The organism is Paraburkholderia sp. SOS3 (assembly GCF_001922345.1).
Taxonomy (GTDB): domain Bacteria; phylum Pseudomonadota; class Gammaproteobacteria; order Burkholderiales; family Burkholderiaceae; genus Paraburkholderia.
Map to the genome: position 1 here is coordinate 3,150,964 of NZ_CP018811.1, position 24,006 is coordinate 3,174,969.

Genomic DNA, 24,006 nt, shown 5'->3' on the forward strand with positions numbered 1-24,006 from the left:
TGCCGGCCACTTGCCTCGCGCTAGCCGCAATCGCCGTTCATCGCCGTCGCGCGCCCGTGGCATACGCCGCACGATTTTCGTGCTGAACGCTTTCTTCTTTCCATGACCGCTTTGCCGTCCGCTTCGATCAACGCCCCCTCCTCGCCGTCCGGCGCGCCGACGGCGGAGCGTATCCCGGCGGTCGGCTCGCACGCGCCGGTCGGCATCTTCGATTCGGGCCTCGGCGGGCTGTCCGTGCTGCGCGCCGTGCGTGCGCACTTGCCCGGCGAAGCAGTGATCTACGTCGCGGATTCGCGTTACGCGCCGTACGGCGCACGCGACGACGATTTCATCGCCGAGCGCACGCTTGCGATCGGCGAGTGGCTGATCGCGCAGGGGGCAAAGGCGCTCGTCGTCGCCTGCAATACGGCCACCGCCCAGTCGATCGCGCAGGCGCGCGAGCGCTTGCCGATTCCGGTGATCGGCGTCGAGCCCGGCATCAAGCCCGCGGCGCTGCAGTCGAAGACCCATGTCGCCGGCGTGCTGGCGACGCAGGTTACGCTGCGCAGCGCGCGGTTTCTCGCACTGCACGAGCGCTACGCGGCCGATTGCAGGTTCCTCTGCCAGCCGGGCCACGGTCTCGTCGAGGCAATCGAGCGCTGCGACCTCGGTTCGCCCGAATTGCGCGCGCTGCTCGACGGCTATCTGCAGCCGATGCTCGATGCCGGTGCAGACACGCTGGTGCTCGGCTGCACGCATTATCCGTTTCTCGATGCCACGATCCGCGAACTCGTCGGCGACCGGCTCGCGCTGATCGACACCAGTGTCGCGATCGCGCGTCAGCTCGAACGCGTACTCGACCAGCACGGTTTGCGCGCGGCTCCCGGCACCGCGGCGGGCGTGCCGCGCTTCTGCTCGACGAGCGACGGCGCGCATCTGCAGCAGTTGACGCGCACCTTGCTCGATCTCGAAGCGCCCGTCGAACGCGTGACGATCCCGTCGCCTCGAACGATCCAGCTCGAGAAGGCCGGGCAGGTCAAGCAGGCCGACGGCGAGGCCGAAACGGGGGCACAAGCCGCTACGCATAGCGACGATCCGCTCTCCGATCTGGCACCTGCCTCGCGTCCGGAACCCGAAGCGGCCTGACCCCTTCGTTCACCCAATCCAGCCGTCCCGCTCTCCCCGCTCCCGCGTGCGGCACAGCACGCCCAGCCGGCGAAAACCCTGCCAGGTGGCTGGTTTTGTTACAAAATTCCGCACGTAGCGCTTGCCAAACCGCGTCTACAAAATGATAATAATTCGCATTAACGTTGCCTATCGCGATCTACCATGATTGTCTGCGTGTGCAAATCCGTTTCCGACCGGAAAATCCGGGCTTCGATTGCCGAGGGCATCGATACCTTCGACGAGCTGCAGTTCGAACTCGGCGTGGCGATCTGCTGTGGCAAGTGCGAGGAGACCGTGCGCGACGTGATGGCGCAAAGCGGTGTCTGCGCGAGCCGCTGCGGCGTGGATGCACCGGTCGAGGCCGTCCCGCTGACGTTCTACGAACGCAAGGCCGCGTAAGCTCTGCCGGCGCGGCAGTCTCCGCGCTCAACCGCCGTCAGCAAGCCATCCAGTCATCGGACTTAAGCCAGCGACACGATTCCTCGAGGAGTTCGGGATGGAATTGCTGATTGGTTTCGTCACGACGCTGTTCATTTCGCTGCTCATATTCCGCAAATGACCTTGCTTTGCCTGACGCGCCGCATCGCCGGGGCGCCGCTACGCTAAACATGCAGGCTTCCTCCTCTACCACGGCAGGCTTCTCGCCTGCCGGTTCCGCCCGGTTCAAGCCGCGCCTCGCGGCGGCGGTCGTCGCGGTTCTTGCCGTGCATGCCGTGCTCATCGTCATTGTGTTGACGATGCGCGACAAGCCCATGCCGAAACCCGTCGAACTGCGCTCGATCACGGCCGAACTGCTGAGCCCGCCCGCTCCGCCCGTGGCCGCGCCGGCGGCAATCCAGTCGACGCCGACGCCGCCGCCGAAACCCACGCCGCCCGTCCATCGTGAAAAGCCGAAGGTTCAGCCACGGCCGACGCCGGTGCAAAAGCCGACGCCGACGCCGCTGCCCGAAGCGGCCGCGCCGTCGCAACACGAGATCGCCTCGCCCGAGCCGGCGCCGCCCGCTCCGCCCGCGCCCGCCGCGCCGCCTGAAGCGGCCGCGCCGCCCGCAACCGCCAAGCCGACGCTTGCGCTGTCCGCACCGAAAAGCGTCTCGCATCTCGACTGCAGCATCACGGCGCCCGACTATCCGGCCCTGTCGCGCCGGCGCGGCGAAAGCGGCACTGCGTACGTGCGTTTCGTCGTCGGCTTGACGGGCAAGATCGAAAACATCGAACTCAAAAAGAGCAGCGGTTTCGACCGGCTCGACGACGCCGCGATGTCGGCGATGCGTTCGAGTTCCTGCAAGCCGTATCTGGAAAACGGCCAGCCGATCCGCGCAGCGTACACGCAACCGTTCGAGTTCGGCCTCAGGGATTGAGCCTGCGCATTTGCGGCGCTCGAGCGCAGTCAACACGGAATTCGATCTGTCGGCGCCGTCGAACCGCTGACGCAGTTTTCAAAAAGAAGGAATGGCAATGCAAAACTACGGTATGGCCCACGTGTGGGCGCAAGGGGATTTCGTGACGCGCGGCATCGCGCTCGCGCTCCTGATCATGTCGGTGCTGTCGTGGACCGTGATCGTCGTCAAGAGCCTCGGCGTGATGCGCCTGAACCGGCTCACGAAAAACGCCGAACGCGCGTTCTGGCATTCGGACGATCTCGCCGAAGGTATCGGCAAACTCGGCAGCGGCAAGTCGACGCCGCAGGACAATCCGTTCCTCGCGCTCGCACTGTCGGGCCAGGAAGCCGCCGATCATCATCACCAGACGCAACCGCATCTGCATGACCGCATGGATGTGTCCGACTGGATCACGCGCTGCCTCAAAGATACGATGGACGATTGCGTCGCGCGCATGCAAAGCGGCCTCGCCATTCTCGCGTCGATCGGCAGTACCGCGCCGTTCGTCGGTCTGTTCGGCACCGTGTGGGGCATCTATCACGCGCTGCTGACGATCGGCGCAACCGGCCAGTCGTCGATCGATCAGGTGGCCGGTCCGGTCGGCGAGGCGCTGATCATGACCGCGGCCGGTCTGTTCGTCGCGATTCCCGCAGTGCTCGCATACAACGCGCTGACGCGCGCGAACAAGGGCATCGTCACGAAGCTCAACCGCTTCGCGCACGGCTTGCACGCGTTCTTCGTGACGGGCGCGCGTCTGTCGTCGTCGCGGCGCAGCGCCGACGGTCTTCGGCTCGCGGCGCAGCGACGCCCGGCCCATGCCGCCAACGCGAACTGATTGACGAGGCACTTCGATGGCAATGAGCCCTTTCGCCGGCGACGACGACGACGGCCTGATGAACGAAATCAACATGACGCCGCTCGTCGATGTCATGTTGGTTCTCCTGATCGTCTTCATGGTGACGATTCCGGTGATCCGCCATGCGGTGAAGATCGATCTGCCGCACGCGAGCAGTCAGAAGGAAGACACGAAGCCGGCGCAGGTCACCGTGTCGATCGACGCCGACGGCAACGTAATGTGGGACGACAAGAAAATTTCCGACGACGATCTGCGTGCGAAGATCGCTGCGGCGGCACAGCAGACGCCGCAGCCAGAACTGCATCTGAATGCGGATCGTAAGGTTGCGTATGAGAAGGTGGCCGATGTGATGTCCGCTGCGCAAGCGGGTGGACTGACGAAAATCGGCTTCGTCACGCAACCGGCCGGGAAGCCCTGAGGCCTACAAAGCAGACAAAGTAAAAGGCCTTCATCGTCGGATGAAGGCCTTTTTTCCTTGCGCACGCGGCGCCTTCGGGCGGCGGGATTACTTGCCATCGGAAGAGTAGCCAGCATCACCGCATGCGACAGCCGTGGTCGACACGGACAGCGCGGTCAGCCCTATCAGGCTCGCTATGATAGCGGCCATGAGTTTTCGCATAGGAAGCTCCCTTGCGAACGGGATTCCAATATAGGCCTGGCGGCGCGCGCATTCAAGCAAATGGCCATTGAAAGTACTGATCGGTGCGCGCGCTCGAATGCCTAAATCAAACCGCCCGCCATGCAGCATGCCGCGAGCAGCATCCTCGATACCTGGGACTGCCTATAGCGACTCCGCTCGCGCGTGGGCGTTGGCTTCGGCTTGCTCCGGCTCGGCCGAAAATCGCGTCGGGCACTCGCGCGTGATGTATTTGCCCGCATCGGGGTCGAGCATTTCGACGAGGTAATCGACGAAAGTCCGCACCGCGGGCACCATGCCCTGCCGCGACAGAAACACCGCATATAGCTGCGGCGACGGCAGCGTCCAGCCCGGCATCACCGGCGATAACTGGCCCGAACGCAACGCGGCGCCGTACAGCATTTCCGGCAGCGCGGCGATGCCTACGCCCGCCATCGCCGCCTCGCGTATCGTCGCGAGGTCGGCGGTGACGAGGCGCGGCTCATGCTCGTGCATATGCCGTGTGCCATCAGGCGCAATCAGACTGAATACGTAACGGCCGTCGTGAGTCGGCGTATCGAGCGTCTCGAAGCGGTTCAGGTCCGACGGCTGCAGCGGCGGCGCATGCTGGCTCAACAGGCTCGGCGCACCGACGAGCATCTGCTGCGTGCGCCACAGCGGCCGCACGATGATGTTCGAGTTGTCGGGCGGATCCGAACGCACACGCAGCGCGACATCGATCGAATCTTCGAACAGATCGACGACACGGTTCGTCACGCGCATCACGACGTGCACTTCCGGGTAACGATGCATGAACTCGGGAAGAATCTGCGACATGATCGTTTGCGAGACGGTGACGGGCACGCTCACGCGAACCGTGCCACGCGGCGACGAACGCAGTTGCTGCACGACGTTGACCGCCGCTTGCGCCTCCGCGAGCATCGCCTGACAGTGCTGATAAAACAGATGGCCCGCTTCGGTCAGCGCGAGCTTGCGTGTCGAACGCTGCAACAGGCGCACGCCGAGCGAGCCTTCGAGCTCAGTCAGGCGGCGCGATAGCCGCGACTTCGAAATGCCGAGCACGCGCTCGGCAGCGGAAAAACCGCCGTGCTCGACGACCTGCGAAAAGTACATGAGGTCGTTCAGGTTATGCGAATCGATCTTCATCTTATCGTTCCACTGGTAGAACAATCCATTGCGGCGCGCCCACTGTTAGCGCCAAAAGCGGTCCATATAATAGCCCTACGTTTCAAAAATAACGCCATTCCCCATTTTTCGAGGTGACTTTGATGAGCTCGACCCGCACGATCGAACGCACGTATCCCGCCGTTCGCACGACCGAAGGCGGTGGTTTTGTCGTCCACCGTCCGTTCCCTACCCGGATGCTGATGGACTTCGACCCATTTTTGCTGCTCGACGAAATGGGACCGGTCGACTACGCGCCGGGCGAAGCGAAGGGCGCGCCCGACCACCCGCATCGCGGCTTCGAAACGGTCACGTATGTGCTCGAAGGGCAATTCGGCCACAAGGATTCGGCAGGACATTCCGGTACGCTGCGTGCGGGCGATGTGCAGTGGATGACAGCGGGCGCCGGCGTCGTGCACAGCGAGATGCCTGATCCTTCGTTCGTTGCAACGGGCGGCCGCGTGCACGGGCTGCAGCTATGGGTGAACCTGCCGCGCCGCGACAAGATGATCGCACCGCACTATCAGGAAATACCGTCGACACGTATTCCCGTTGCGACGTCAGCCGACGGCAAGATTCGCGTGAAGGTCATCGCAGGCGAAGCGCTCGGTGCAAAAGCGGTGATCGAAACGCGCACGCCGATTCTGTATCAGCATTTCACGCTGCAGCCGGGCGCACAACTCGTGCATCCGGTGCCGCGCGAATATCGCGTGTTCGCTTACGGTCTGTCGGGCACCGGCCTGTATGGCGAAAGCCGGCAATCGATCGACGCGCGGAAGATGGTCGTGTTCAACGCCGACGGCGACAGCATCACGCTCGGAGCCGGCGACGAGCCACTCGATGTGCTGCTGTTCGGCGGCGTGCCGCTCAATGAGCCGGTCGTTCGCTACGGCCCGTTCGTGATGAACACGGAAGACGAAATCCGCCAGGCGGTGATCGACTACCAGGCGGGCCGTATGGGCAGCATCGCGCATTGATGCGTTTGACGCATGAGCACGCATCGCGAGCCCTCGCTGGCGTTGCCCATGGCAACACGATGTTTCGCGCGATTTCGGTCACAATAGCGGTTCGCCTTGCGCGCGGCGTCTGATGCACGTCGATGGTCTCGGGGGCTTCAAGGGGCCTCAGGGGTTCATGCCGCGCGCTGCAATCTACCGTTAAAGGAGCGTACATGGCAGAGCCCAAGGTCGGCGCACATATCGGCTCGACGAACTTTCAGGTTCTTTTCGACGACGGCGCACATACGTGGCTCGCCGACGAGCCCGAATCGCTGGGCGGCGGCGATCGCGGACCGACGCCGGTCAGCCTGCTGCTGTCGAGCCTTGGCGCATGCACATCGATCACGCTGAAGATGTATGCGCAACGAAAAGGCTGGCCGCTCGACGACGTGCACGTCACGCTATCGATTGAAACGGGCGACGAAGGATCGACGATCGACCGCCAGATTTCGCTCGAAGGCAATTTGTCCGACGAGCAGCGGGAACGGTTACTGCAAATCGCCAATGCATGTCCGGTCCACAAGATCCTGACGCGGCCGATTGCGATCCGCACGGGTTTGACCGCTGTTTGACATACGCCGCGACGCGGTGCCGAGACAAGGTCGATGTCGCACGTCATGCGCCCCATGTAATGCGACGTACCGATGCGACGACCCGACGTGACGATGCTGATGCGCCGTTCGCGACAACGAGGAAGCTGCCGTTTTGAATTTCGAACATCTGATCCAGATCAACGACCCGCTGAACCCGCTCATGGAAGACATGACGCGCGATCAGCTTTGGGAAGGCCTCGTGCTGCGCGCTGAGCAGCCGCAACTCTTCGTACTGGGGCTCGACAGTTGCACGATACTGTCGCGCACCGAAAACACGCTCGAGCGCGAACTGCATTACGGCCATGCCACCGTGCGCGATCGCGTCACGCTTGAACCGAAAGAAAGCGTGCGCTACGACATCATGGCGACGTCGGCGCACGTCGGCGGCTCGCTTACGATGACCATCGAGCAGCCCGACGCGCTGCAGCTTTTCCTGCGCTTCGAGTATCAGACGACGCTGCCGACTACCGAAGAGAAGCCGGCCGACAACGACGTGCGCCAGACGCAGGAAATCGTGAAATCCGCGTATCGCGAATCCGATATCGATACGGTGCGCCTGATTCGCGAATACATGCTCGGGCACAACACGCCGGATCAGCTGCACTGACTCCGTTGCAGCACTCGCCTGAAGACTCGCGAGAGACGCGCCCACTGCCGCCTTTTCACTCCTCGCTATCAGATCGTTATTCCGATGAATTTCGATTTCTTGTGAATAGGAATGGTTATCATTTAGAATCAACTCCATCGAATCGACAAACCGATGGCACCGAATGACGAACATGACGCGCCCTTCCACGTTGAGCTTGCGCCGCCCCGCGGCGCAAGCGCTGACGACGAGCCGTGCGAGCAAGACCAGCGCACCGGCCGCCACATCGACCGCGGAACGCGCGGGTCACGCCGCGTCGGCGTCGCCGGAGTCATCGGCTGGCGAACGTGTCGCCGAACGTGTCGTGCGCAGCGAAACGCTGCTGCAGGGCCGCAGTCACATCAGCATTACGCACAACGGCGAGACGTACCAGTTGCGCGCAACGCGTCTGGGCAAACTGATTCTGACGAAGTAGACGCTGCGTGCAAACGCAGCGTTGCAGTCACTGATTGCAGTACTAAAGGGTATTGTGGGGACCACCTCTGCGAGAGGTGTTAGGCTTTAGCCAGCCACGACGGCTTGCACGCGAGATCTAGACCCCTTCGTGCAGACACCCAAGCCAGCCGTCGAAGCCAGCCAGGCCGCTTTTTTGGTTCTCACGCATGGCAACGCGACATGTGGCCGTATCGACGAATCGACCAATCGACCCAGTGCATCGCGATGCAGCTAATCGATACGGCAAAAGCCGCGCAGGGGTTTATCCCGTCGCGCGGCTTTTGTGCTTTCAGCCGTCGCGTGTCACGGCGCGTGCGCCTCATCGAGCGCGGCGATGCCGGCCCGCGCGATCGACGCGTCCTGATCGGACTTCACGCCCGACACGCCGATCGAGCCGACCACCTCGCCATTCACGATGATCGGCACGCCACCCTCGACCATCGCGATCAAAGGCGCGCTCAGGAACGCGGTGCGCCCCTGCTTGATGATGTCTTCGTAGACCTTGGTTTCGCGCCGCCCGAGCAGCGCTGTGCGGCCCTTGCCGATCGCCATTTCGACGGTGCTCGCCGCGACGCCATCGCCGCGGTGCAAATAGAGCAGATGGCCGCCTTCGTCGAAGATCGCGATCGTCACATGCCACTGGTTCGAGGCCGCGTGCGCTTCGGCAGCGGCGGCCATTTTCCCGACGTCGTCGTCGGTCAGAACAAGTTTGCTTCTCACGGTAGTCTCCGTACAGGCCCACACGGGGCCTAACTGGGTGCCCGACTCGCCGTCAGCGCGCCCAGCCCCAGAACATGAGCCACCACGCGCTATCGACGACGGCCAATGCAGCGATGAACCATAGCATGGCGAACCCGCGCTGGAAAAGCCGTGCGCTGTAACGGCGCGTGACGAGCCACGCGAGCCAGGCGCTCCACACGTTCGCAATGGCGAGAATCGTAAGCCGCACATCCGACGCCCAGAAAAGCGGCACATGCTCGGCACGCAACAGCGATAGCGTGGTGGCCGACAGTCCGAGAAATACGCCCGTGCCCGCGATCGGAATCAGCGCCTGCGCGAGATGATGCAGGCGCGTCCTGTCGAAACGGCCGAGCGCGCGCGACGCACCCGCCATCAGCGCCAGCAGCACGGTGCCGTATACGAGCCCCGTCACGACGATATAGCCGATCACCATCGTGCCGTCGAGCCACGAGAAGACGTCGTTCTGCTCCGGATAGTGCGTAAACAGGAACCACGGCACGTGATCGGTTTCGAGCGGCCATGTGATGTCGCGGTCGATCATCCATGTCGCGAGGAACTGCTTGACGCCGATGAACCACGGCGACACGGTCCAATGGAATGCGCCGATCGCGATGCCGAGCAGGCCGTAGAGAATCAGCGCCGTGTCCCACGCGCTCGCCTGCCTGTCGCCGAGTTCGACGACTTCGGTGGAAGGCTTGCGCCACGTCAGCGCAATCGCATCGCGATGGCCGGCGCAGCGGCCGCACATATGGCACGCTGCCGCGCCTTTCATATTGCGCAGCGGCACGAGCGGCGCACAGTTGATCGGTATCACGCGGTGGCCGTGCTCGCCCTGTTTGTACGAGCGGCGCCAGGCCTCTTCGTCGACCTTGTAGTGAAACGGCGCTAGCCGCGCCAGCAGCGCAAAGACCCCGTTGACGGGGCACAGGTACTTGCACCACACGCGCTTCTCGCGCCCGTACAGGAAGCCGATGATCATCGCCGCGAACGTCGATCCGCCGAGCACCAGCAGCACCGCTTTCGGATACTGATAGACGCTCACCATCTGTCCGTAGATGGTGGTAATGCCGAACGCGACGAACGGCCACCCGCCCCAGCGCATCCAGTGCGGAATCGCGCGGCCGCGGCCGAATTTGCTCGCGAACTCGGCGAGCGCGCCTTCCGGGCACAGCACGCCGCACCAGACGCGGCCGAGCATCACCATCGACAGCAGCACGAACGGCCACCAGATGCCCCAGAACACGAACTGGGCGGCCAGCGTCAGGTTGTTCCACAGGTGCGCGGTATCGCCGGGCAGCGGCGTGAAGGCCGGAACGAGGATCAGAAATGCATAAACGGCGACGACCACCCACTGGATGCCGCGGATTGCCGCGCCGTGGCGCTGCATCCACTGGCCGGCTTCGGCAAGCCGGCCCGGTCGGCTTACCACGCTGCTCATGCGGTGCGCCCCGCCTGACGTTGCGCGAGCGGACGCTGCGCACGGCGCATCAGCAGATAGACGACCGCCCAGTACACGGCATAGGCAATCAGATTCATCAGCGCCGGATGCGCGCGATAGCCGGTCAGCGTCGCGACGAGCGAGCCGAACGTGCTCGAATCATCGAGCAGCCACGACGAGTTCCACACCTGGTCGACGATGGTCGGCAGGAATTCCTTGTCGATCAGCTTGTCGACGCCGGTCTCGAAAAGGCCCGCGCCGAGGAACAGCAGCATGATCTCGGTGACGCGGAAGAAGAGGCGCCACGAGAACACCTTGCCGCCCAGTTGCAGCACATAGAACGTCAGGAACGCGAGCGCGAGCCCGATCAGCGCCGCAAGCACCTGGCTCACCGGAACATGTCCCGACTGGCCAAACCCGACGCCGTAAAGGAAGATCACCGTCTCGCTGCCCTCGCGGGCAATGGCGAGCGTGACGAGCAGCGTGATGCCCCACCAGTTCGCATCCTGCGTGCTCTTTTGCAGCGATTGCTCCATGTCGCGCTTGAGCGTGCGGCCGTGCTTCTTCATCCATAGCACCATCTGCACGATCAGCACGCAGGCGATCAGCACGATCGCGGTCTGGAAATAGTCCTGCGCGTCGCCTGAAAGAACTTCGGTGAAGCCGACCAGTGCGGCGCCCAGCGCGATCGCCGCGAGCACACCCGCGCCGACGCCCGCCCACAGATAAGGCAAGCCGCGCCGCGCATTCTCGTCGCCGTTCTTCAGCCACGCATACAGGATGCCGACGACCAGCAGCGCCTCGACACTCTCCCGCCACACCACGAACATCACCTGACCCATCAAAGCCTCCAACCGCATTGCAGGGAGCGCCTGCGCGCTCCCGATCCTTGCCCGTGTGACCGTGGACATCGGCCGACTGCCCGAACCGGTGCCCGCAATTTCTGCTTTGCTACCGCTGCCCTGCTGCTCTTACTTCGCGACGATCACGCCTTGCGCCTGCTGGTGAAAATCGTCGAAGAACTTGTACTCGCCCGGCGACAGCGGCGCGATCACGACAAACGACGACGCGCCGGGCGCCAATACCTTTTCCTTGCGCAGTTCGACGCTCTCGAACTCGGCGGCGCCCTTGCCGACGTTATGCACTTCGATCTTGATACGCTGGCCGGAAGGCACTTCGATGCGAGCCGGGATCAGTTTGCCGTCGTTCATCTGGAGCTGGAACGTCGGCAGATCGGCAGCGTACGCGACATCGACCACAGCAGCCGAACCGACGAGCGACACCGCCGCGATTGCCGCACGCACCATCCTGTTGTTAAGTCTCATGCATCATCCCTGAAGCTTCGCTTAAGAACGCGCGGCGCCGCGCGCCACGCGTTATCGTCGAGTCATGCGACTCGCTGCGTTCCTGCGTTTGCGCGTTCCCGCGCTCGATACCCGCGCTCGATACCCGCGCTTAATACCCGCCCTTCTTGCCGATGCCGGCGAACGTGAAGTCGTAATCGAGCGTGAACGGCTTGAACCACGGACCCACGCCGGTTTCCTTGTCGATGTGACGGCCGAACGCCATATGGCCCGTCTGCATCGGCGGCTCGACGATCAGCTTCAGGTGATACTTGCCCGGTCCCGACAGTTTCACGTTGTCGCCGTAGTGCGGGCCGTCGTTCGCGACCATCGCCATCAGATCGCCCTTCTGCGACCAGCTCGAACCGTTCTTCGTCAGTTCGTAATGCACCTGCAGGTACGGCATCCAGTCGCCTTCCGCAAAGCCGGTCGGATTGTTCTTGACCGCATGGATGTCGGCTTCGAGGTGAACATCCGAATCCGACGCCTTGCGCATCATCCCTTCAGGATCCATCGTGATCGGCTGCAGATACACGGCGCCGATTTCCATACCGCCCTGAATCTGCTGCTTGCCGATCGGGTACTCGGCGGCCGCGGCCGGCAAGGCAACAGCCGCGGCAACGGCGAAAACACCACTGCACAAAATTGACGAAACGCGCATTGAAACTCCTTTGTTTTTGTAAGTCGTAGCGGACCGTCACGACCTGCCATGACGATTCACGCGAGGACTTTCCTGTTACCGCCGGCCACGAGTGCCGGCCACGACCGCCGACTGCGTGCTCACTGCGAACCTCATTGCAAACCTCATTGCAAACTTCTGCGACTGCGAAACCAGTAAATAACGGTAATGCGAACCATTCTCAATACTTGTCGCGAGTTTATCACTGTTCTGTTTCCGGGACAAATGCAAATGTGCTGGAAACCTAATCGCGACAGGGGTTTACGGGGAGCGTGTAGTCGTCTTGCCGGAGTAAAACAGGAAGTGAAACCAGGAGGTCGCGCCACGTGCGGCGCGATGCCGCACGCAGCGTAACCGAAGGAGATTTCATTTCGTCAGTCGGTGCCGGTCAGATGGTCGCCGACGTTCGCGCCGAATACGCGCCGGCGCAACAGCGCGAGCTGATCGCGCGCCTGCGCCGCCTTTTCGAATTCGAGGTTCTTTGCGTAGTCCATCATCTGCTTTTCGATGCGTTTGATTTCCTTTGCGAGCTGCTTTTCGGACATGTCCTCGAACTTCGCGCGCTGTTGCTGCTCGCGCAGTTCGGTGCGCGCTTCGTCCGCGTTGTAGACGCCATCGATAATGTCCTTGATCCGCTTGACCACGCCGCGCGGCACGATGCCCATCTGCGCGTTGTAGGCGATCTGCTTCGCGCGCCGCCGCTCGGTTTCGTCGATCGCGCGGCGCATCGAATCCGTAACGTTGTCCGCATACAGAATCGCCTTGCCGTTCACGTTACGCGCGGCGCGGCCGATCGTCTGGATCAGCGAGCGCTCGGCGCGCAGAAAGCCTTCCTTGTCCGCATCGAGAATCGCGACGAGCGACACTTCGGGGATGTCGAGCCCCTCGCGCAGCAGGTTGATGCCGACGAGCACATCGAACGTGCCAAGCCGCAGATCGCGGATGATTTCGACGCGCTCGACCGTATCGATGTCGCTGTGCAGATAGCGCACCTTGACGCCGTGGTCCGCGAGGAACTCGGTCAGCTGTTCGGCCATGCGTTTCGTCAACACCGTGACGAGCACGCGCTCGCCGGCCTTCACACGCTCGTTGATTTCGCCGAGTACGTCGTCGACCTGGCTGCGCGCCGGGCGCACTTCGATCTCCGGATCGACGAGGCCGGTCGGCCGCACGACCTGCTCGGCCACCTGGCCCGCGGTCTTCTTTTCGTAGTCCGCAGGCGTCGCCGACACGAACACGACCTGACGCATCTTGCGCTCGAACTCATTGAACTTGAGCGGCCGGTTGTCGAGCGCCGAAGGTAGCCGGAAGCCGTAATCGACGAGGTTTTCCTTGCGCGCGCGATCGCCGTTGTACATGCCGTTCAACTGACCGATCAACACGTGCGACTCGTCGAGCAGCATCAGCGCATCGGGCGGCAGATAGTCGACGAGCGTCGGCGGCGGCTCGCCCGGCAGCGCACCGGAGAAATGCCGCGAGTAGTTCTCGATGCCTTTGCAGAAGCCGAGTTCCTGCAGCATCTCGAGGTCGAAGCGCGTGCGCTGCTCGAGCCGCTGCGCTTCGACGTGCTTGCCTTGCGAATGGAAGAACTCGAGCCGCTCGCGCAATTCGGCCTTGATCGTTTCGACGGCGCGCATCACGGTTTCTCGCGGCGTGACATAGTGCGACGACGGATAGACGGTAAAACGCGGAATCTTTTGGCGCACACGGCCCGTGAGCGGATCGAACAGCTGCAGCGTGTCGATTTCGTCGTCGAAGAGCTCGATGCGTACGGCCATTTCGGCGTGCTCGGCCGGAAACACGTCAATCGTATCGCCGCGCACGCGGAATGTGCCGCGCTGGAAATCGGCCTCGTTGCGCGTGTACTGCATCGCGATCAGCCGCGCGATCACCTCGCGCTGCCCCAGCCGATCGCCGGTTCTGAGCGTGAGAATCATCTGGTGGTATTCGGATGGGTTGCCGATACCGTAGATCGCCGACACGGTCGCGACGATCACCACGTCGCGACGCTCCATCAGGCTTTTCGTTGCCGACAGGCGCATCTGTTCGATGTGCTCGTTGATCGACGAGTCCTTCTCGATGAACAGGTCGCGCTGCGGCACATACGCTTCCGGCTGGTAGTAATCGTAGTACGAGACGAAGTACTCGACCGCATTGCGCGGAAAGAACTCGCGAAACTCCGCGTACAGCTGCGCGGCGAGCGTCTTGTTCGGCGCGAACACAATGGCCGGGCGGCCAAGCCGCGCGATCGTGTTCGCCATCGTGTAAGTCTTGCCGGAGCCGGTCACGCCGAGCAGCGTCTGGAACGACAGTCCGTCTTCGACGCCTTCGACGAGCGTCTGGATGGCCGTCGGCTGGTCGCCGGCCGGCGCATACGGCTGATAGAGCTTAAACGGCGAGCCTTCGAACGAGACGAATTTGGATTCGTCTAGCGTGTCGTCGACTTCACGCAGGTGATGTTCGGACATGAGGGCGGCATCCTGGGCCGAAAGCAAACGACTATTCTAGCGATTTGCGAAGCGGCAAGCTGTGAGTTGAAGGCGGTTTGAGCGCGGATCTGGATACGGTCGCGTGGCCCGGTGGTTGGATTCAGGCTTATTAGCGTTCCGGGGCGGCATTTGTGTCGCTAAAGGCGCTTGGTACGGCGGGCTATGGGCCGGCTTGTGGCTTGCTTGTGGCCTGCTAGTACCGCTTGCTTGCGAACCCTGTTTCCGCGCTTCAAGCGGGTACCGCATGAGTAGTGATCCGGCACTCAAAACCATCCCGAAACCGCTCAAAACCCGCTCAAAACCCGCTCAAATCCACGCTGAAACCGCGGCAAACCCGTGCAAACCGTCACGCAATGCGCTGGCCGCGAACGCCCCGCGCGGCGCGTTATCGCCCGCGACACGACAAGCCGCGCAAGCTTGCATATGTGGTCATCGTGCTGCATTCCAACAGATTCGCGCCGAAAACCGCTCGCGGATTCGCTACAATGGCGCGTTGCGCTTCGCCCGCGCGTCACCTGGTTGCATTTTGCGTGGTGGCAAGCCATGCGCTCGCAAGCGCCGATCTAGCCGATTGAGAAGCTGTCCCGTCGCCGTCTTCCTTTTCACTACTGCCGAACCATCATGTCTCTCTTTTCCGCTGTCGAACTTGCCCCCCGCGACCCGATCCTGGGCCTCAACGAAGCCTTCAACGCCGATCCGCGCCCGACCAAGGTCAATCTCGGCGTAGGCGTCTACACGAATGAGGAAGGCAAGATTCCGCTGCTGCGTGCAGTGCGCGACGCGGAAAAGGCACGCATCGAAGCGGCACTGCCGCGCGGCTACCTGCCGATCGAAGGCATCGCCGCTTATGACGCAGCGGTCCAGCAGCTGCTGCTCGGCAAGGACTCGCCGCTCGTCGCGGCCGGCCGCGTCATCACCGCGCAAGCGCTCGGCGGCACCGGCGCGCTGAAAATCGGCGCGGATTTCCTCAAGCGTCTGAACCCGTCGGCCAAGGTGGCGATCAGCGACCCGAGCTGGGAGAATCACCGCGCGCTGTTCGAGAATGCCGGCTTCGAGGTGATCTCGTACCCGTACTACGATGCAAAGACGAACGGCGTCAATTTCGAAGGCCTGCTGACGGCGCTGAACGGCTATGCGCCGGGCACGATCGTCGTGCTGCACGCATGCTGCCACAACCCGACCGGCGTCGATCTGACGGCCGACCAGTGGCGCCAGATCGTCGAAGTCGTGAAGGCGCGTCAGCTCGTGCCGTTCCTCGATATCGCGTATCAGGGCTTCGGCGACGGTATCGAGGCAGACGCGGCCGCCGTGCGTCTCTTTGCGCAGTCGGAACTGAACGTGTTCGTGTCGTCGTCGTTTTCGAAGTCGTTCTCGCTGTATGGCGAGCGCGTCGGCGCACTGTCGATCATCACGAACAGCAAGGAAGAAGGCTCGCGCGTGCTGTCCCAATTGAAGCGTGTGATCCGCACGAACTATTCGAACCCGCCGACGCACGGCGGCTCGATCGTCGCGGCCGTGCTCGGTTCGCCGGAGCTGCGCGCAACATGGGAAGCGGAACTCGGCGAAATGCGCGAGCGTATCCGCGCGATGCGCAACGGGCTCGTCGAGCGCCTGCAGGCCGCTGGCGTCGATCGCGATTTCAGTTTCGTCAACGTGCAACGCGGCATGTTCTCGTACTCGGGGCTGACGGCTGCCCAGGTCGATCGTCTGCGCGAAGAGTTCGGCATCTATGCAGTCAGCACCGGACGCATCTGCGTCGCGGCGCTCAACACGCGCAACCTCGATGTCGTGGCGAACGCGATCGCGCACGTGTTGAAGTAAAGCCGCCGGTCGTACCGGGTGGCCGGGTTATGCGGCCCCGCTTTGGTCGACGCGACGTGTGAAGGCGAAAAGAGTAAAAGCGGAAGCGGCACTGTGAAGCGGTGCCGCTTTTTCTTTGCTCGTTCACCTTGCGCTTTTGCTCTACGCTTTTTTGCGATACCTCGTGCTTCGACCGTCGCCCTGCTCGCCCTGGCGAATATCAACGTACGTCGCGATGAATATCGTGCGTGACGAAGCCCGAGTCGTTGTCCGGCATATCGAGCCAACCAGGCTGCGCAAGCGACGCGCGAATGTCTTCGAGTCCGCTTTGCCAGTGTTCCCGCATCGTCGACAAGCCGAACTGATAGTCCTTGTAGTGCCCTTCGTACTCCTTGTTCCGGTAGATCAGATGGATCACGTTGTAGCGCTTCGAGCACGATAGCTCGTCGGCCAGCTTGCACCACGGGTCGTTGCGATGCTCTGGCGCGACACGATCGAGCAGTTCGCGCAGCACGTGCCTGAAACGCTGCGTGCGCTGCATCGTGTCTGTGACGTAGCGCGTGCGGCTCGAATACTGGATGTCCTTGACGCGCCCCTGCACATCGGTGATGTTGTCCGGCACCGGGCCGATCGCACTCCATAAATCGACCTGAAATGCGAGCGTATCGCGCCGCGGCGTGGTTTGCGCGACCTGATAGAGCGGCGTGTTCGACATCAGCCCGCCATCCCAGTAGTACTGCCCGTCGATCTCGACAGCGCCGAAGCCCGGCGGTAACGCGCCGGAGGCCATGAAATGCTCCGGCTTCAGCACCGTGTTCGGGTGCATGTTGTCGAAGTACGAGAAGTTACCGGTGCCGACGTTGACCGCCCCGACCGATACGCGCATCTCGCCCGAGTTGATGCGATCGAAATCGCAGAGCCGCTCGAGCGTCGCTTTCAACGGCGTGGTGTCGTAAAAGCTCGCGACTTGCGGCGGGCCGGACACGGTCGGCAGCGGCGGCGGAAAGCGCGGCACGAAAAAGCCCTTCTGCCCGTCGACGATCGCACCGACGGCTTGCATCGCGGTGAACGCCTTGCGGACCGCCTCGGTGGAATTGAAAAATGCGTGCTCGACGAATGGCGGCAGCGGCGGCCCGAACGCAGGCTGGCAGATGGTCTCCCAGAACTCGAGCAGCCGCTCGACGCGATGCTCGGGCGCATTGCCGGCGATGATCGCCGTATTCAATGCGCCGATCGAGATACCGGCGAGCCAGTTCGGCACAATACCCGCCTCGTGGAGCCCCTGGTACACGCCTGCCTGATACGCGCCGAGCGCGCCGCCGCCTTGGAGCATCAGCGCGATCGTTTCGTACTGCGGCAACTCGAGGCGACCGCTCGCGCGTGCACCGGCCACTGCGTCGGCCGCCGCACTGGCAGCGGTGCCGCCGCCTGCCGCACCGGCGGGCTCGCCGCTACCTTCGCCGGCCACGCCCGCGCGAGCCTGTTTGACGTTGCTGACGTTGCGTTGTGCCATTCGCGCTCTCCATGGTTATTGCATGTACCAGCCGTGGCTCACGATAAACGACTGCCCGGTCAATGCCGCTGTCGGGAAGGCCGACAGGAACAGCACTGTCTGCGCGACATCTTCGACGGTCGTAAACACGCCGTCCACCGTGCCGCCCAGCATCACGCGCTTGACGACTTCTTCTTCGCTGATGCCGAGCTCCTTCGCCTGCTCGGGAATCTGCTTGTCGACGAGCGGCGTGCGCACGAAGCCCGGGCAAACCACATGCGAGCGCACGTTATGCTTCGCGCCTTCCTTGGCGAGCACGCGTGCGAGACCGAGCAGCGCATGCTTGGCAGCCACGTACGCGGACTTCAGCGGCGACGCTTCATGCGAATGCACCGAGCCCATGTAGATCACGACACCGCCGCGATCGTCCTTGTACATGTGCTTGAGCGCCGCTTTCGTGGTGAGGAACGCACCATCGACGTGAATGGCTTGCATCTTTTTCCAGTCGGAGAACGCGTAGTTCTCGATCGGGTTAACGATCTGGATGCCGGCATTTGAAACCAGGATGTCGACCGAGCCCAATTCGGCCGCAACCTTGTCGATGCCTTGATTGACGGCGTCTTCGTTCGTCACATCCATCGCGACACCGATGGCCTTGCCGCCCGCCTTCGTGATTTCATCGGCAACGGCGTTCGCACCGTCCTGGTTCAGGTCGGCAATCGCGACGGCCGCGCCCGCTTGCGACAGCGTCAACGCGATCTGTTTGCCGATGCCGCTTGCCGCGCCGGTGACGACCGCGACCTTGCCCGTGAGACTCGTATTCAGTGACGACATCCAGAACCTCCATGCAGTAGATGAACAATGAAACCATGACGCACGTGCGCCGTGAAGCTAGCCGAACGGCATATGCCATCCGGCTGAATGTTGCACTGCAGCCAGCGCTGCTATTGTGCATGAACCTGAATGCGCAAAGCACGAGTCACGTATCGCGCGGATTCGGATTAAGCTAAGCGGTTTCAAGTACTGCTTGAATCAACCGTATGCATACCAAAGGGGAAAGGCATGAACTATCGTCGTCTGGGCCGATCGGGCCTGCAGATCAGCGAATTGTCGATCGGCTCGTGGATCACGTACGGCAATCAGGTGGACCGTCGCCTCGCGCGTGAATCGCTCGCTGCGGCACGCGACGCCGGCATCAATTTCTTCGATAACGCGGAAGTCTATGCAGGTGGCAAGTCAGAAGAAATCATGGGCCATGCGCTCAAGGAACTCGCGTGGCCGCGCGTCAGCTACGTTGTCTCCACGAAGTTCTTCTGGGGCCTCAATGAAGCGCCGAACCAGTATCACACGCTGAATCGCAAGTACCTGATGAACGCGATCGATGGCTCGCTTGCGCGCCTGCAGCTCGACTATGTCGATCTCGTGTTCTGCCATCGTCCCGATCCCCATACGCCGATCGAGGAAACGGTCTGGGCAATGAGCGACATCATTTCGCGCGGCAAGGCGCAATACTGGGGTACGTCCGAATGGAGCGCCGATGAAATCCGCGCGGCGTACGAAATAGCCGAGCGGCATCATCTGCACAAGCCCGTCATGGAACAGCCGCAGTACAACCTCTTTTGCCGCAAACGTGTCGAGGAAGAGTACAGCCGCCTTTACGAGGACATCGGTCTCGGCTTGACGACATGGAGCCCGCTTGCATCGGGCCTGCTGACCGGCAAATACCGCAATGGCGTGCCGGCCGGCAGCCGCGCGGAACTGCAGGGTTTCGACTGGCTGCGCAGCGCGGTAACCGACACGAACAAGAACAGCATTGTCGGCAAGCTCGGCAACGTCGCCGACGAACTCGGCTGCTCGCTCGCGCAACTGGCGCTCGCGTGGATCCTGACGAACCCGAACGTGAGCACCGTCATCACTGGTGCGTCGCGCGTCGAACAGATCGGCGAAAACATGAAGGCGCAAGATGTCGCCGCGAAGATTACACCGGAAATCAAGAAGCGCATCGAGGCGATCGTCGGCGAGTCGTATCAATGAGCTTCGCTCGAACGTAACACCGCAACGCCGGGACGTCGCCGCTGAAAGCCGAATGCACCGGACCATCGCGCATCGCGCGGCGTCGCGCGCTACCGGCGGCGCGTACTACCGTACTACAATACGCGCCCGCGTTGGACGAACCCTCAACGTACAAACCATGCGTCGCCGGTCGGAACGGCCGGCACGTGCCTATCTGTTTCTGGACACCCGCCCCGGATCGATCCAACATGCTCAGCTATCGACACGCCTTCCATGCGGGCAATCATGCCGACGTACTGAAGCACGCCGTACTCGTGCAGTTGCTCAAATACCTTGCTCAGAAAGACAAGGCCTACTGGTACATCGACACGCATGCCGGCGCCGGCGTTTATGCACTGAAGGAAGGCTACGCCGCCAAGTCCACCGAGTCGGCAAGCGGCATCGTGAAGCTGTGGAAACGCACCGACCTGCCCCCTGTGCTTGCCGAGTACGTCGAGGAAGTATCGGCGCTCAATCCGGACGGCGAGCTTCGCTACTACCCGGGCTCGCCTTATCTCGCATGGCGTCTGATGCGCGCGCAGGACAGGATGCGTCTCTTCGAGCTGCACAGCACCGAAATCGACGTGCTACGGCACAACTTCCGCGACGCGGGCAAGCGGGCCATGCTATTCGCGGGCGATGGGCTCGAAGGCATCAAGCCGCTGTTGCCGCCGGCGCCAAGACGGGGGCTCGTGCTGATCGATCCGTCGTATGAGGACAAACGCGATTACTCGCGCACGCTCAGTTGCATCGAAGACGGTCTGAAGCGGTTTGCGACGGGCACGTACGCGGTCTGGTATCCGCAGGTCGCGCGGCCCGAATCCCAGCGATTCGCGGAGCAGCTCAAGCGCTTGCAGGAGAAGAACTGGATGCATCTGTCGCTGACGGTCTCCAGCCAGCCGGCCGATGGTTTCGGCCTGTTCGGCAGCGGCATGTTCATCGTGAACCCGCCGTACACACTGCCGAATGCGATGAAGGAAACCATGCCCTGGCTTGTAGAAGCGTTAGGGCAGGACAAAGCGGCGCAATTCAAGGTCGAGTTCCGGCTCGATTAGATCGACGGTCTACCGTTGCCGAGGCCACCGCCAGTCTTTCCGCAAAACAGCCTGCGCCGTTTTCGTTGATGCCGCGCGCGACGCTATTGAGGCAGCCGCGGCTGTGGCGTCGGACGTGGCGCTTGCTGGCCGCCCGCGTGGGGCGGTCTGCCGCCATTCGCCGTGTTGGTCGGCAGGTTGATGTATGGCGCGACGTAAATCGGCGTCGACTGGTTATACGGTGCAAGCTGCGCGGGTTGGGCTGCGGGCGCGGCCTGCACGATCGGCTCCTGCGAGAGCGGTGCGTTTTGCAGCACGATGCCGCTCTGGCCATCGCTGATGCCATGTTGCGTGTCGAGGATCAGTGGTTGTCCGCCGCCCGCGGCGAAGGCTGTCGAAGCAACGAGCGCGCTCGCCAGCAGCATCGAGGCCGTGGTGGGGAGCGCGAAGCGGATCGAGCTGATGTTGCGCATGAATGAGCAAGCCCGGTGACTAGGCCAAAAGTAAAGACATCAACGAAGTCGACTGCAAGACCAACAAAAATACAAGCAGAGGTACAAGCAGATGCGCTAGCGAGACACGAGCGCCTATATCAAAAAAACCGCTTTACCTTACCGCAGTGGCAACGTTCAGACTAGTGAATATTAAGTGTACGGGTGCCAGAAACGACAAAGCCCCGCAGAGCGGGGCTTGATTAACGACTGCATTGCGCCTTCGGACTGCCTTACAGCGAATAGCCGCCCTTTTCGAGTTCGCGGATCCGCTGTTCCAGCTGAACGATATCGGCCGATTCGGCCAGATACGTTTCGCGACGGCTTTGCTCAGCGGTTTCGAACCAGTTGCTCAGTTTTTCGACAATGTACGCGATCATGATGCTTCTCCAAGGACCAGTATGAATCCCCGGTGGATTGGACGTCAGGGATTTCCCGTAAAAGGGTTAACCCGCATTATAGCCTTACGCTGCGCGTCCGCCAGTGAAATGCCTGACTTGCGTGCATTCCGATTTGGAATGGTGCGTCTGCTTTGCGACCGTAAGCATTTGATTCGCTGTCTATTTTTGATGACCAAGCGCAAAACGGCAGTTCGGGGAATCAAAAATCGCACCACTGTTGTGCAACACGCCATACAGCGATGAACGGCGATCCATCCCCACCAATCGGTCAATTGCCGTGGCATCCGCCACTGTCGCTCGCTGCGAGCCGCTCGATGATGGGGCAATCGGGCCGATCGTCACCGTGGCAATGATCCGCGAGATGGGAAAGCGTGTCGCGCATCTCTGTCAGTTCGGCAATCCGCCGGTCGAGCTCCGCAACGTGTTCGAGTGCGATCGCCTTGACTTCGGCGCTGGCGCGCGAGCGATCGTGCCACAGCGCAAGGAGGCGGCGAATGTCGTCGACGAGAAAACCGAGGCGTCGCGCCTGGCGGATAAAGCGCAACGAATGCACTTCCTGCGTTCCGTACACGCGATAGCCAGCCGGCGTGCGCTCCCTCGCCGCCAGCAGGCCGACACTTTCGTAGTAGCGGATCATTTTCGCCGTGACGCCCGACGCGCGAGCGGCTTCGCCAATATTCATGTCACTTGTTCCCGTTTCATCACTTTGCCGTCTGATCCTACACCTTCCCATGATGGGAAGCTCATCCTCGCGGTCTCACCGGGGCTTAATTAGGATCCGCCAGGCATAATCCAACCGTCGTCTTACCTGTTTGCCTAAGGAGTTTCGAATGACCATCGAATTCAACGTGGAAGGCATGAGTTGCCAGCATTGCGTGTCGGCCGTTACCCAGGCGATTCGCGAACGCGACGCAGCCGCGCATGTCAGCGTCGATCTGGCGGCAGGCAAGGTCTCCGTCGAATCGTCCGCATCGGTCGAGAGCTTGAAAGAGGCCATCGACGACGCCGGCTACACGGTCGTCGCCGTCGCGAACCAGTGACAGAGGAAAACCCGCCCGGGACTGACGACACATGTACAAGGTCGCATTAATCGGTGCATCGGGGCTGCTGGGCCGCGCCGTTGCGCAACGCCTGTCGCAACGGAATGACTGGCAGGTCGTGCAAACGGCGTTCGCGCATGCCGAGGCACCGCAAGTCGTGCTCGATATCCGCGATGAAAATGCGATTACCCGCTTCGTCGATGAGCAGGCACCAGACGCGATCGTGATCGCCGCGGCCGAACGGCGTCCCGATGTTTGCGAGAACGATCCCGCGCTCGCTCGCGCGTTGAACGTCGAAGCGGTGCGTGCAATTGCAGGTGCGGCGCGACGGCACGGCGCGTGGGTGCTGTCGATTTCGACCGACTACGTGTTCGACGGCACGCGGCCGCCCTATCGTCACGATGCGCCTGCGGCGCCGATCAACGCCTACGGCCGCAGCAAGCTCGAAGGCGAGCGGGCGCTGTTCGATGCGACGAACAATGGCTGCGTGCTCCGCTTGCCGTTGCTGTACGGGCCGATCGTCAGCTGGCAGGAGTCGGCGGTAACGAGCCTCGTGCCGGCGATCGCCGCTTCGGCTAGCGCCGCGGCGTGTCCGGCGGTGATGGACGCATGGGCAACGCGCTATCCGACGTTCACCCCGGACGTCGCGATCGTGATCATGCAAATGCTCGAGCGGCATGCGCGCGGCGAGCCCGTGTGCGGCATTACGCAATGGTCGGGCGACGAACCGATGACGAAGTACGACATCGCATGCCGGCTCGCCAAGGCGCTCGAACTCGATGCGCAGTCGATGCCGCCGCAGTCGATGCCGCCGCAGTCGATGCCACCGCAGCTGACGCCACCGCAGCTGACGCCACAATACGCGCCGGCTGACGCGACGCCTCGTCCGCGCGATTGCCACCTCGACTCGAGCGTGCTCGAAGCGCTCGGCATCGGACGCCGCACACCTTTCGATGTCGCGATCCGGCAGGTGCTGGCCGATTTTCCATGGCGCGGCGCTGCGGCCTGAGTGCTGTGGCCTGAGTGCTGCTACATGAGCGCAACTCGTGGTGCGCCGCGACGCGTGAGGTAGCGCGCATGCCGTGCCTGCCGGTGCGCTCGCGCGCGTCTTTGCGTCACAGTCTTCGGGATGCCGCGCGATTTTCGTCGCGT

General features: G+C 62.5%; 26 protein-coding genes. 14 read left to right on the top strand and 12 right to left on the bottom strand.

Going from position 1 to position 24,006, the window contains the following annotated elements; genetic code table 11:
* Window positions 1-102: 102 nt before the first annotated feature.
* The 5 genes from murI to BTO02_RS14045 all read left to right on the top strand — a co-directional run bounded on the left by murI (window position 103) and on the right by BTO02_RS14045 (window position 3,799).
* The gene (murI, locus tag BTO02_RS14025) at window positions 103-1,125 is read left to right on the top strand and encodes a glutamate racemase (protein ID WP_083615121.1); all 1,023 of its coding nucleotides are present in this window, start codon (window positions 103-105) and stop codon (window positions 1,123-1,125) included.
* A gap of 183 nt (window positions 1,126-1,308) precedes the next feature.
* The gene (locus BTO02_RS14030) at window positions 1,309-1,545 is read left to right on the top strand and encodes a (2Fe-2S)-binding protein (RefSeq protein WP_075157549.1); all 237 of its coding nucleotides are present in this window, start codon (window positions 1,309-1,311) and stop codon (window positions 1,543-1,545) included.
* A gap of 209 nt (window positions 1,546-1,754) precedes the next feature.
* A complete protein-coding gene (locus BTO02_RS14035) occupies window positions 1,755-2,504 on the top strand; it encodes an energy transducer TonB (protein ID WP_075157550.1) in 750 nt (249 codons plus the stop codon).
* 97 nt (window positions 2,505-2,601) lie between these two features.
* On the top strand, window positions 2,602-3,360 hold the full coding sequence (locus tag BTO02_RS14040) for a MotA/TolQ/ExbB proton channel family protein (protein WP_075158869.1): 759 nt from the start codon (window positions 2,602-2,604) through the stop codon (window positions 3,358-3,360).
* 16 nt (window positions 3,361-3,376) lie between these two features.
* Window positions 3,377-3,799, top strand: coding sequence for an ExbD/TolR family protein (locus BTO02_RS14045; protein WP_075157551.1), 423 nt, complete (start codon window positions 3,377-3,379; stop codon window positions 3,797-3,799).
* A 363-nt stretch (window positions 3,800-4,162) separates the two neighbouring features.
* On the opposite strand, the gene BTO02_RS14055 is transcribed toward BTO02_RS14045, so the two are convergent.
* The gene (locus tag BTO02_RS14055) at window positions 4,163-5,164 is read right to left on the bottom strand and encodes a LysR family transcriptional regulator (protein ID WP_075158870.1); all 1,002 of its coding nucleotides are present in this window, start codon (window positions 5,162-5,164) and stop codon (window positions 4,163-4,165) included.
* Window positions 5,165-5,286: 122 nt separating this feature from the next.
* Here BTO02_RS14055 and BTO02_RS14060 point away from each other — a divergent pair, with 122 nt between their 5' ends.
* From BTO02_RS14060 to BTO02_RS14075, 4 genes are all read left to right on the top strand, one after another.
* Window positions 5,287-6,159 (top strand): pirin family protein, encoded by an 873-nt coding sequence (locus BTO02_RS14060; RefSeq protein WP_075157553.1) that lies wholly within the window; start codon window positions 5,287-5,289, stop codon window positions 6,157-6,159.
* Between the two features lie 194 nt (window positions 6,160-6,353).
* On the top strand, window positions 6,354-6,752 hold the full coding sequence (locus tag BTO02_RS14065) for an OsmC family protein (protein ID WP_075157554.1): 399 nt from the start codon (window positions 6,354-6,356) through the stop codon (window positions 6,750-6,752).
* A 133-nt stretch (window positions 6,753-6,885) separates the two neighbouring features.
* The gene (locus BTO02_RS14070) at window positions 6,886-7,380 is read left to right on the top strand and encodes an SRPBCC family protein (protein WP_075157555.1); all 495 of its coding nucleotides are present in this window, start codon (window positions 6,886-6,888) and stop codon (window positions 7,378-7,380) included.
* Between the two features lie 163 nt (window positions 7,381-7,543).
* On the top strand, window positions 7,544-7,834 hold the full coding sequence (locus tag BTO02_RS14075; RefSeq protein WP_075157556.1) for a hemin uptake protein HemP: 291 nt from the start codon (window positions 7,544-7,546) through the stop codon (window positions 7,832-7,834).
* Window positions 7,835-8,157: 323 nt separating this feature from the next.
* Here the strand turns inward: BTO02_RS14075 and BTO02_RS14080 are convergent, their stop codons facing one another.
* The 6 genes from BTO02_RS14080 to uvrB all read right to left on the bottom strand — a co-directional run bounded on the left by BTO02_RS14080 (window position 8,158) and on the right by uvrB (window position 14,523).
* Entirely contained in the window at window positions 8,158-8,574 is a 417-nt protein-coding gene (locus tag BTO02_RS14080) for a GlcG/HbpS family heme-binding protein (protein WP_075157557.1), read from the bottom strand.
* 52 nt (window positions 8,575-8,626) lie between these two features.
* Window positions 8,627-10,033: a 4Fe-4S binding protein gene (locus BTO02_RS14085; protein WP_075157558.1), complete on the bottom strand. Its 1,407-nt coding sequence runs from the start codon at window positions 10,031-10,033 to the stop codon at window positions 8,627-8,629.
* A complete protein-coding gene (locus BTO02_RS14090) occupies window positions 10,030-10,875 on the bottom strand; it encodes an FTR1 family iron permease (protein ID WP_075157559.1) in 846 nt (281 codons plus the stop codon). The genes BTO02_RS14085 and BTO02_RS14090 overlap by 4 nt, the downstream gene beginning before the upstream one ends.
* Before the next feature lie 129 nt (window positions 10,876-11,004).
* The gene (locus BTO02_RS14095) at window positions 11,005-11,340 is read right to left on the bottom strand and encodes a cupredoxin domain-containing protein (RefSeq protein WP_442953459.1); all 336 of its coding nucleotides are present in this window, start codon (window positions 11,338-11,340) and stop codon (window positions 11,005-11,007) included.
* Between the two features lie 148 nt (window positions 11,341-11,488).
* Window positions 11,489-12,037, bottom strand: a complete 549-nt coding sequence (locus tag BTO02_RS14100) for an iron transporter (protein ID WP_075157561.1) — start codon at window positions 12,035-12,037, stop codon at window positions 11,489-11,491.
* 392 nt (window positions 12,038-12,429) lie between these two features.
* Window positions 12,430-14,523: an excinuclease ABC subunit UvrB gene (gene uvrB, locus BTO02_RS14105; protein WP_075157562.1), complete on the bottom strand. Its 2,094-nt coding sequence runs from the start codon at window positions 14,521-14,523 to the stop codon at window positions 12,430-12,432.
* A 642-nt stretch (window positions 14,524-15,165) separates the two neighbouring features.
* On the opposite strand from uvrB, the gene BTO02_RS14115 reads away from it, so the two are divergent.
* A complete protein-coding gene (locus tag BTO02_RS14115; RefSeq protein ID WP_075157564.1) occupies window positions 15,166-16,365 on the top strand; it encodes an amino acid aminotransferase in 1,200 nt (399 codons plus the stop codon).
* Between the two features lie 199 nt (window positions 16,366-16,564).
* Here BTO02_RS14115 and BTO02_RS14120 read toward each other — a convergent pair whose 3' ends face one another.
* Window positions 16,565-17,857, bottom strand: a complete 1,293-nt coding sequence (locus BTO02_RS14120; RefSeq protein WP_075157565.1) for a DUF3734 domain-containing protein — start codon at window positions 17,855-17,857, stop codon at window positions 16,565-16,567.
* Window positions 17,858-17,872: 15 nt separating this feature from the next.
* On the bottom strand, window positions 17,873-18,670 hold the full coding sequence (locus tag BTO02_RS14125) for a 3-hydroxybutyrate dehydrogenase (protein WP_075157566.1): 798 nt from the start codon (window positions 18,668-18,670) through the stop codon (window positions 17,873-17,875).
* A 228-nt stretch (window positions 18,671-18,898) separates the two neighbouring features.
* Here BTO02_RS14125 and BTO02_RS14130 point away from each other — a divergent pair, with 228 nt between their 5' ends.
* Together BTO02_RS14130 and BTO02_RS14135 are read left to right on the top strand one after the other, a co-directional pair.
* On the top strand, window positions 18,899-19,870 hold the full coding sequence (locus BTO02_RS14130; RefSeq protein ID WP_075157567.1) for a potassium channel beta subunit family protein: 972 nt from the start codon (window positions 18,899-18,901) through the stop codon (window positions 19,868-19,870).
* Between the two features lie 227 nt (window positions 19,871-20,097).
* Window positions 20,098-20,943 carry a 23S rRNA (adenine(2030)-N(6))-methyltransferase RlmJ gene (locus BTO02_RS14135; protein ID WP_075157568.1) on the top strand — a complete coding sequence of 282 codons (846 nt, stop codon included), beginning with the start codon at window positions 20,098-20,100 and terminating at the stop codon, window positions 20,941-20,943.
* Between the two features lie 83 nt (window positions 20,944-21,026).
* Here the strand turns inward: BTO02_RS14135 and BTO02_RS14140 are convergent, their stop codons facing one another.
* The 3 genes from BTO02_RS14140 to cueR all read right to left on the bottom strand — a co-directional run bounded on the left by BTO02_RS14140 (window position 21,027) and on the right by cueR (window position 22,496).
* A complete protein-coding gene (locus BTO02_RS14140; RefSeq protein ID WP_075157569.1) occupies window positions 21,027-21,395 on the bottom strand; it encodes a hypothetical protein in 369 nt (122 codons plus the stop codon).
* A 251-nt stretch (window positions 21,396-21,646) separates the two neighbouring features.
* Window positions 21,647-21,793 (bottom strand): DUF3563 family protein, encoded by a 147-nt coding sequence (locus BTO02_RS34305; RefSeq protein ID WP_075157570.1) that lies wholly within the window; start codon window positions 21,791-21,793, stop codon window positions 21,647-21,649.
* A gap of 289 nt (window positions 21,794-22,082) precedes the next feature.
* Complete coding sequence (cueR, locus tag BTO02_RS14150; protein ID WP_075157571.1) at window positions 22,083-22,496, bottom strand: Cu(I)-responsive transcriptional regulator; 414 nt, start codon at window positions 22,494-22,496, stop codon at window positions 22,083-22,085.
* A gap of 148 nt (window positions 22,497-22,644) precedes the next feature.
* On the opposite strand from cueR, the gene BTO02_RS14155 reads away from it, so the two are divergent.
* A complete protein-coding gene (locus tag BTO02_RS14155) occupies window positions 22,645-22,854 on the top strand; it encodes a heavy-metal-associated domain-containing protein (RefSeq protein WP_075157572.1) in 210 nt (69 codons plus the stop codon).
* Window positions 22,855-22,885: 31 nt separating this feature from the next.
* Window positions 22,886-23,863, top strand: coding sequence for a dTDP-4-dehydrorhamnose reductase family protein (locus tag BTO02_RS14160; RefSeq protein WP_075157573.1), 978 nt, complete (start codon window positions 22,886-22,888; stop codon window positions 23,861-23,863).
* Window positions 23,864-24,006 lie beyond the last annotated feature (143 nt).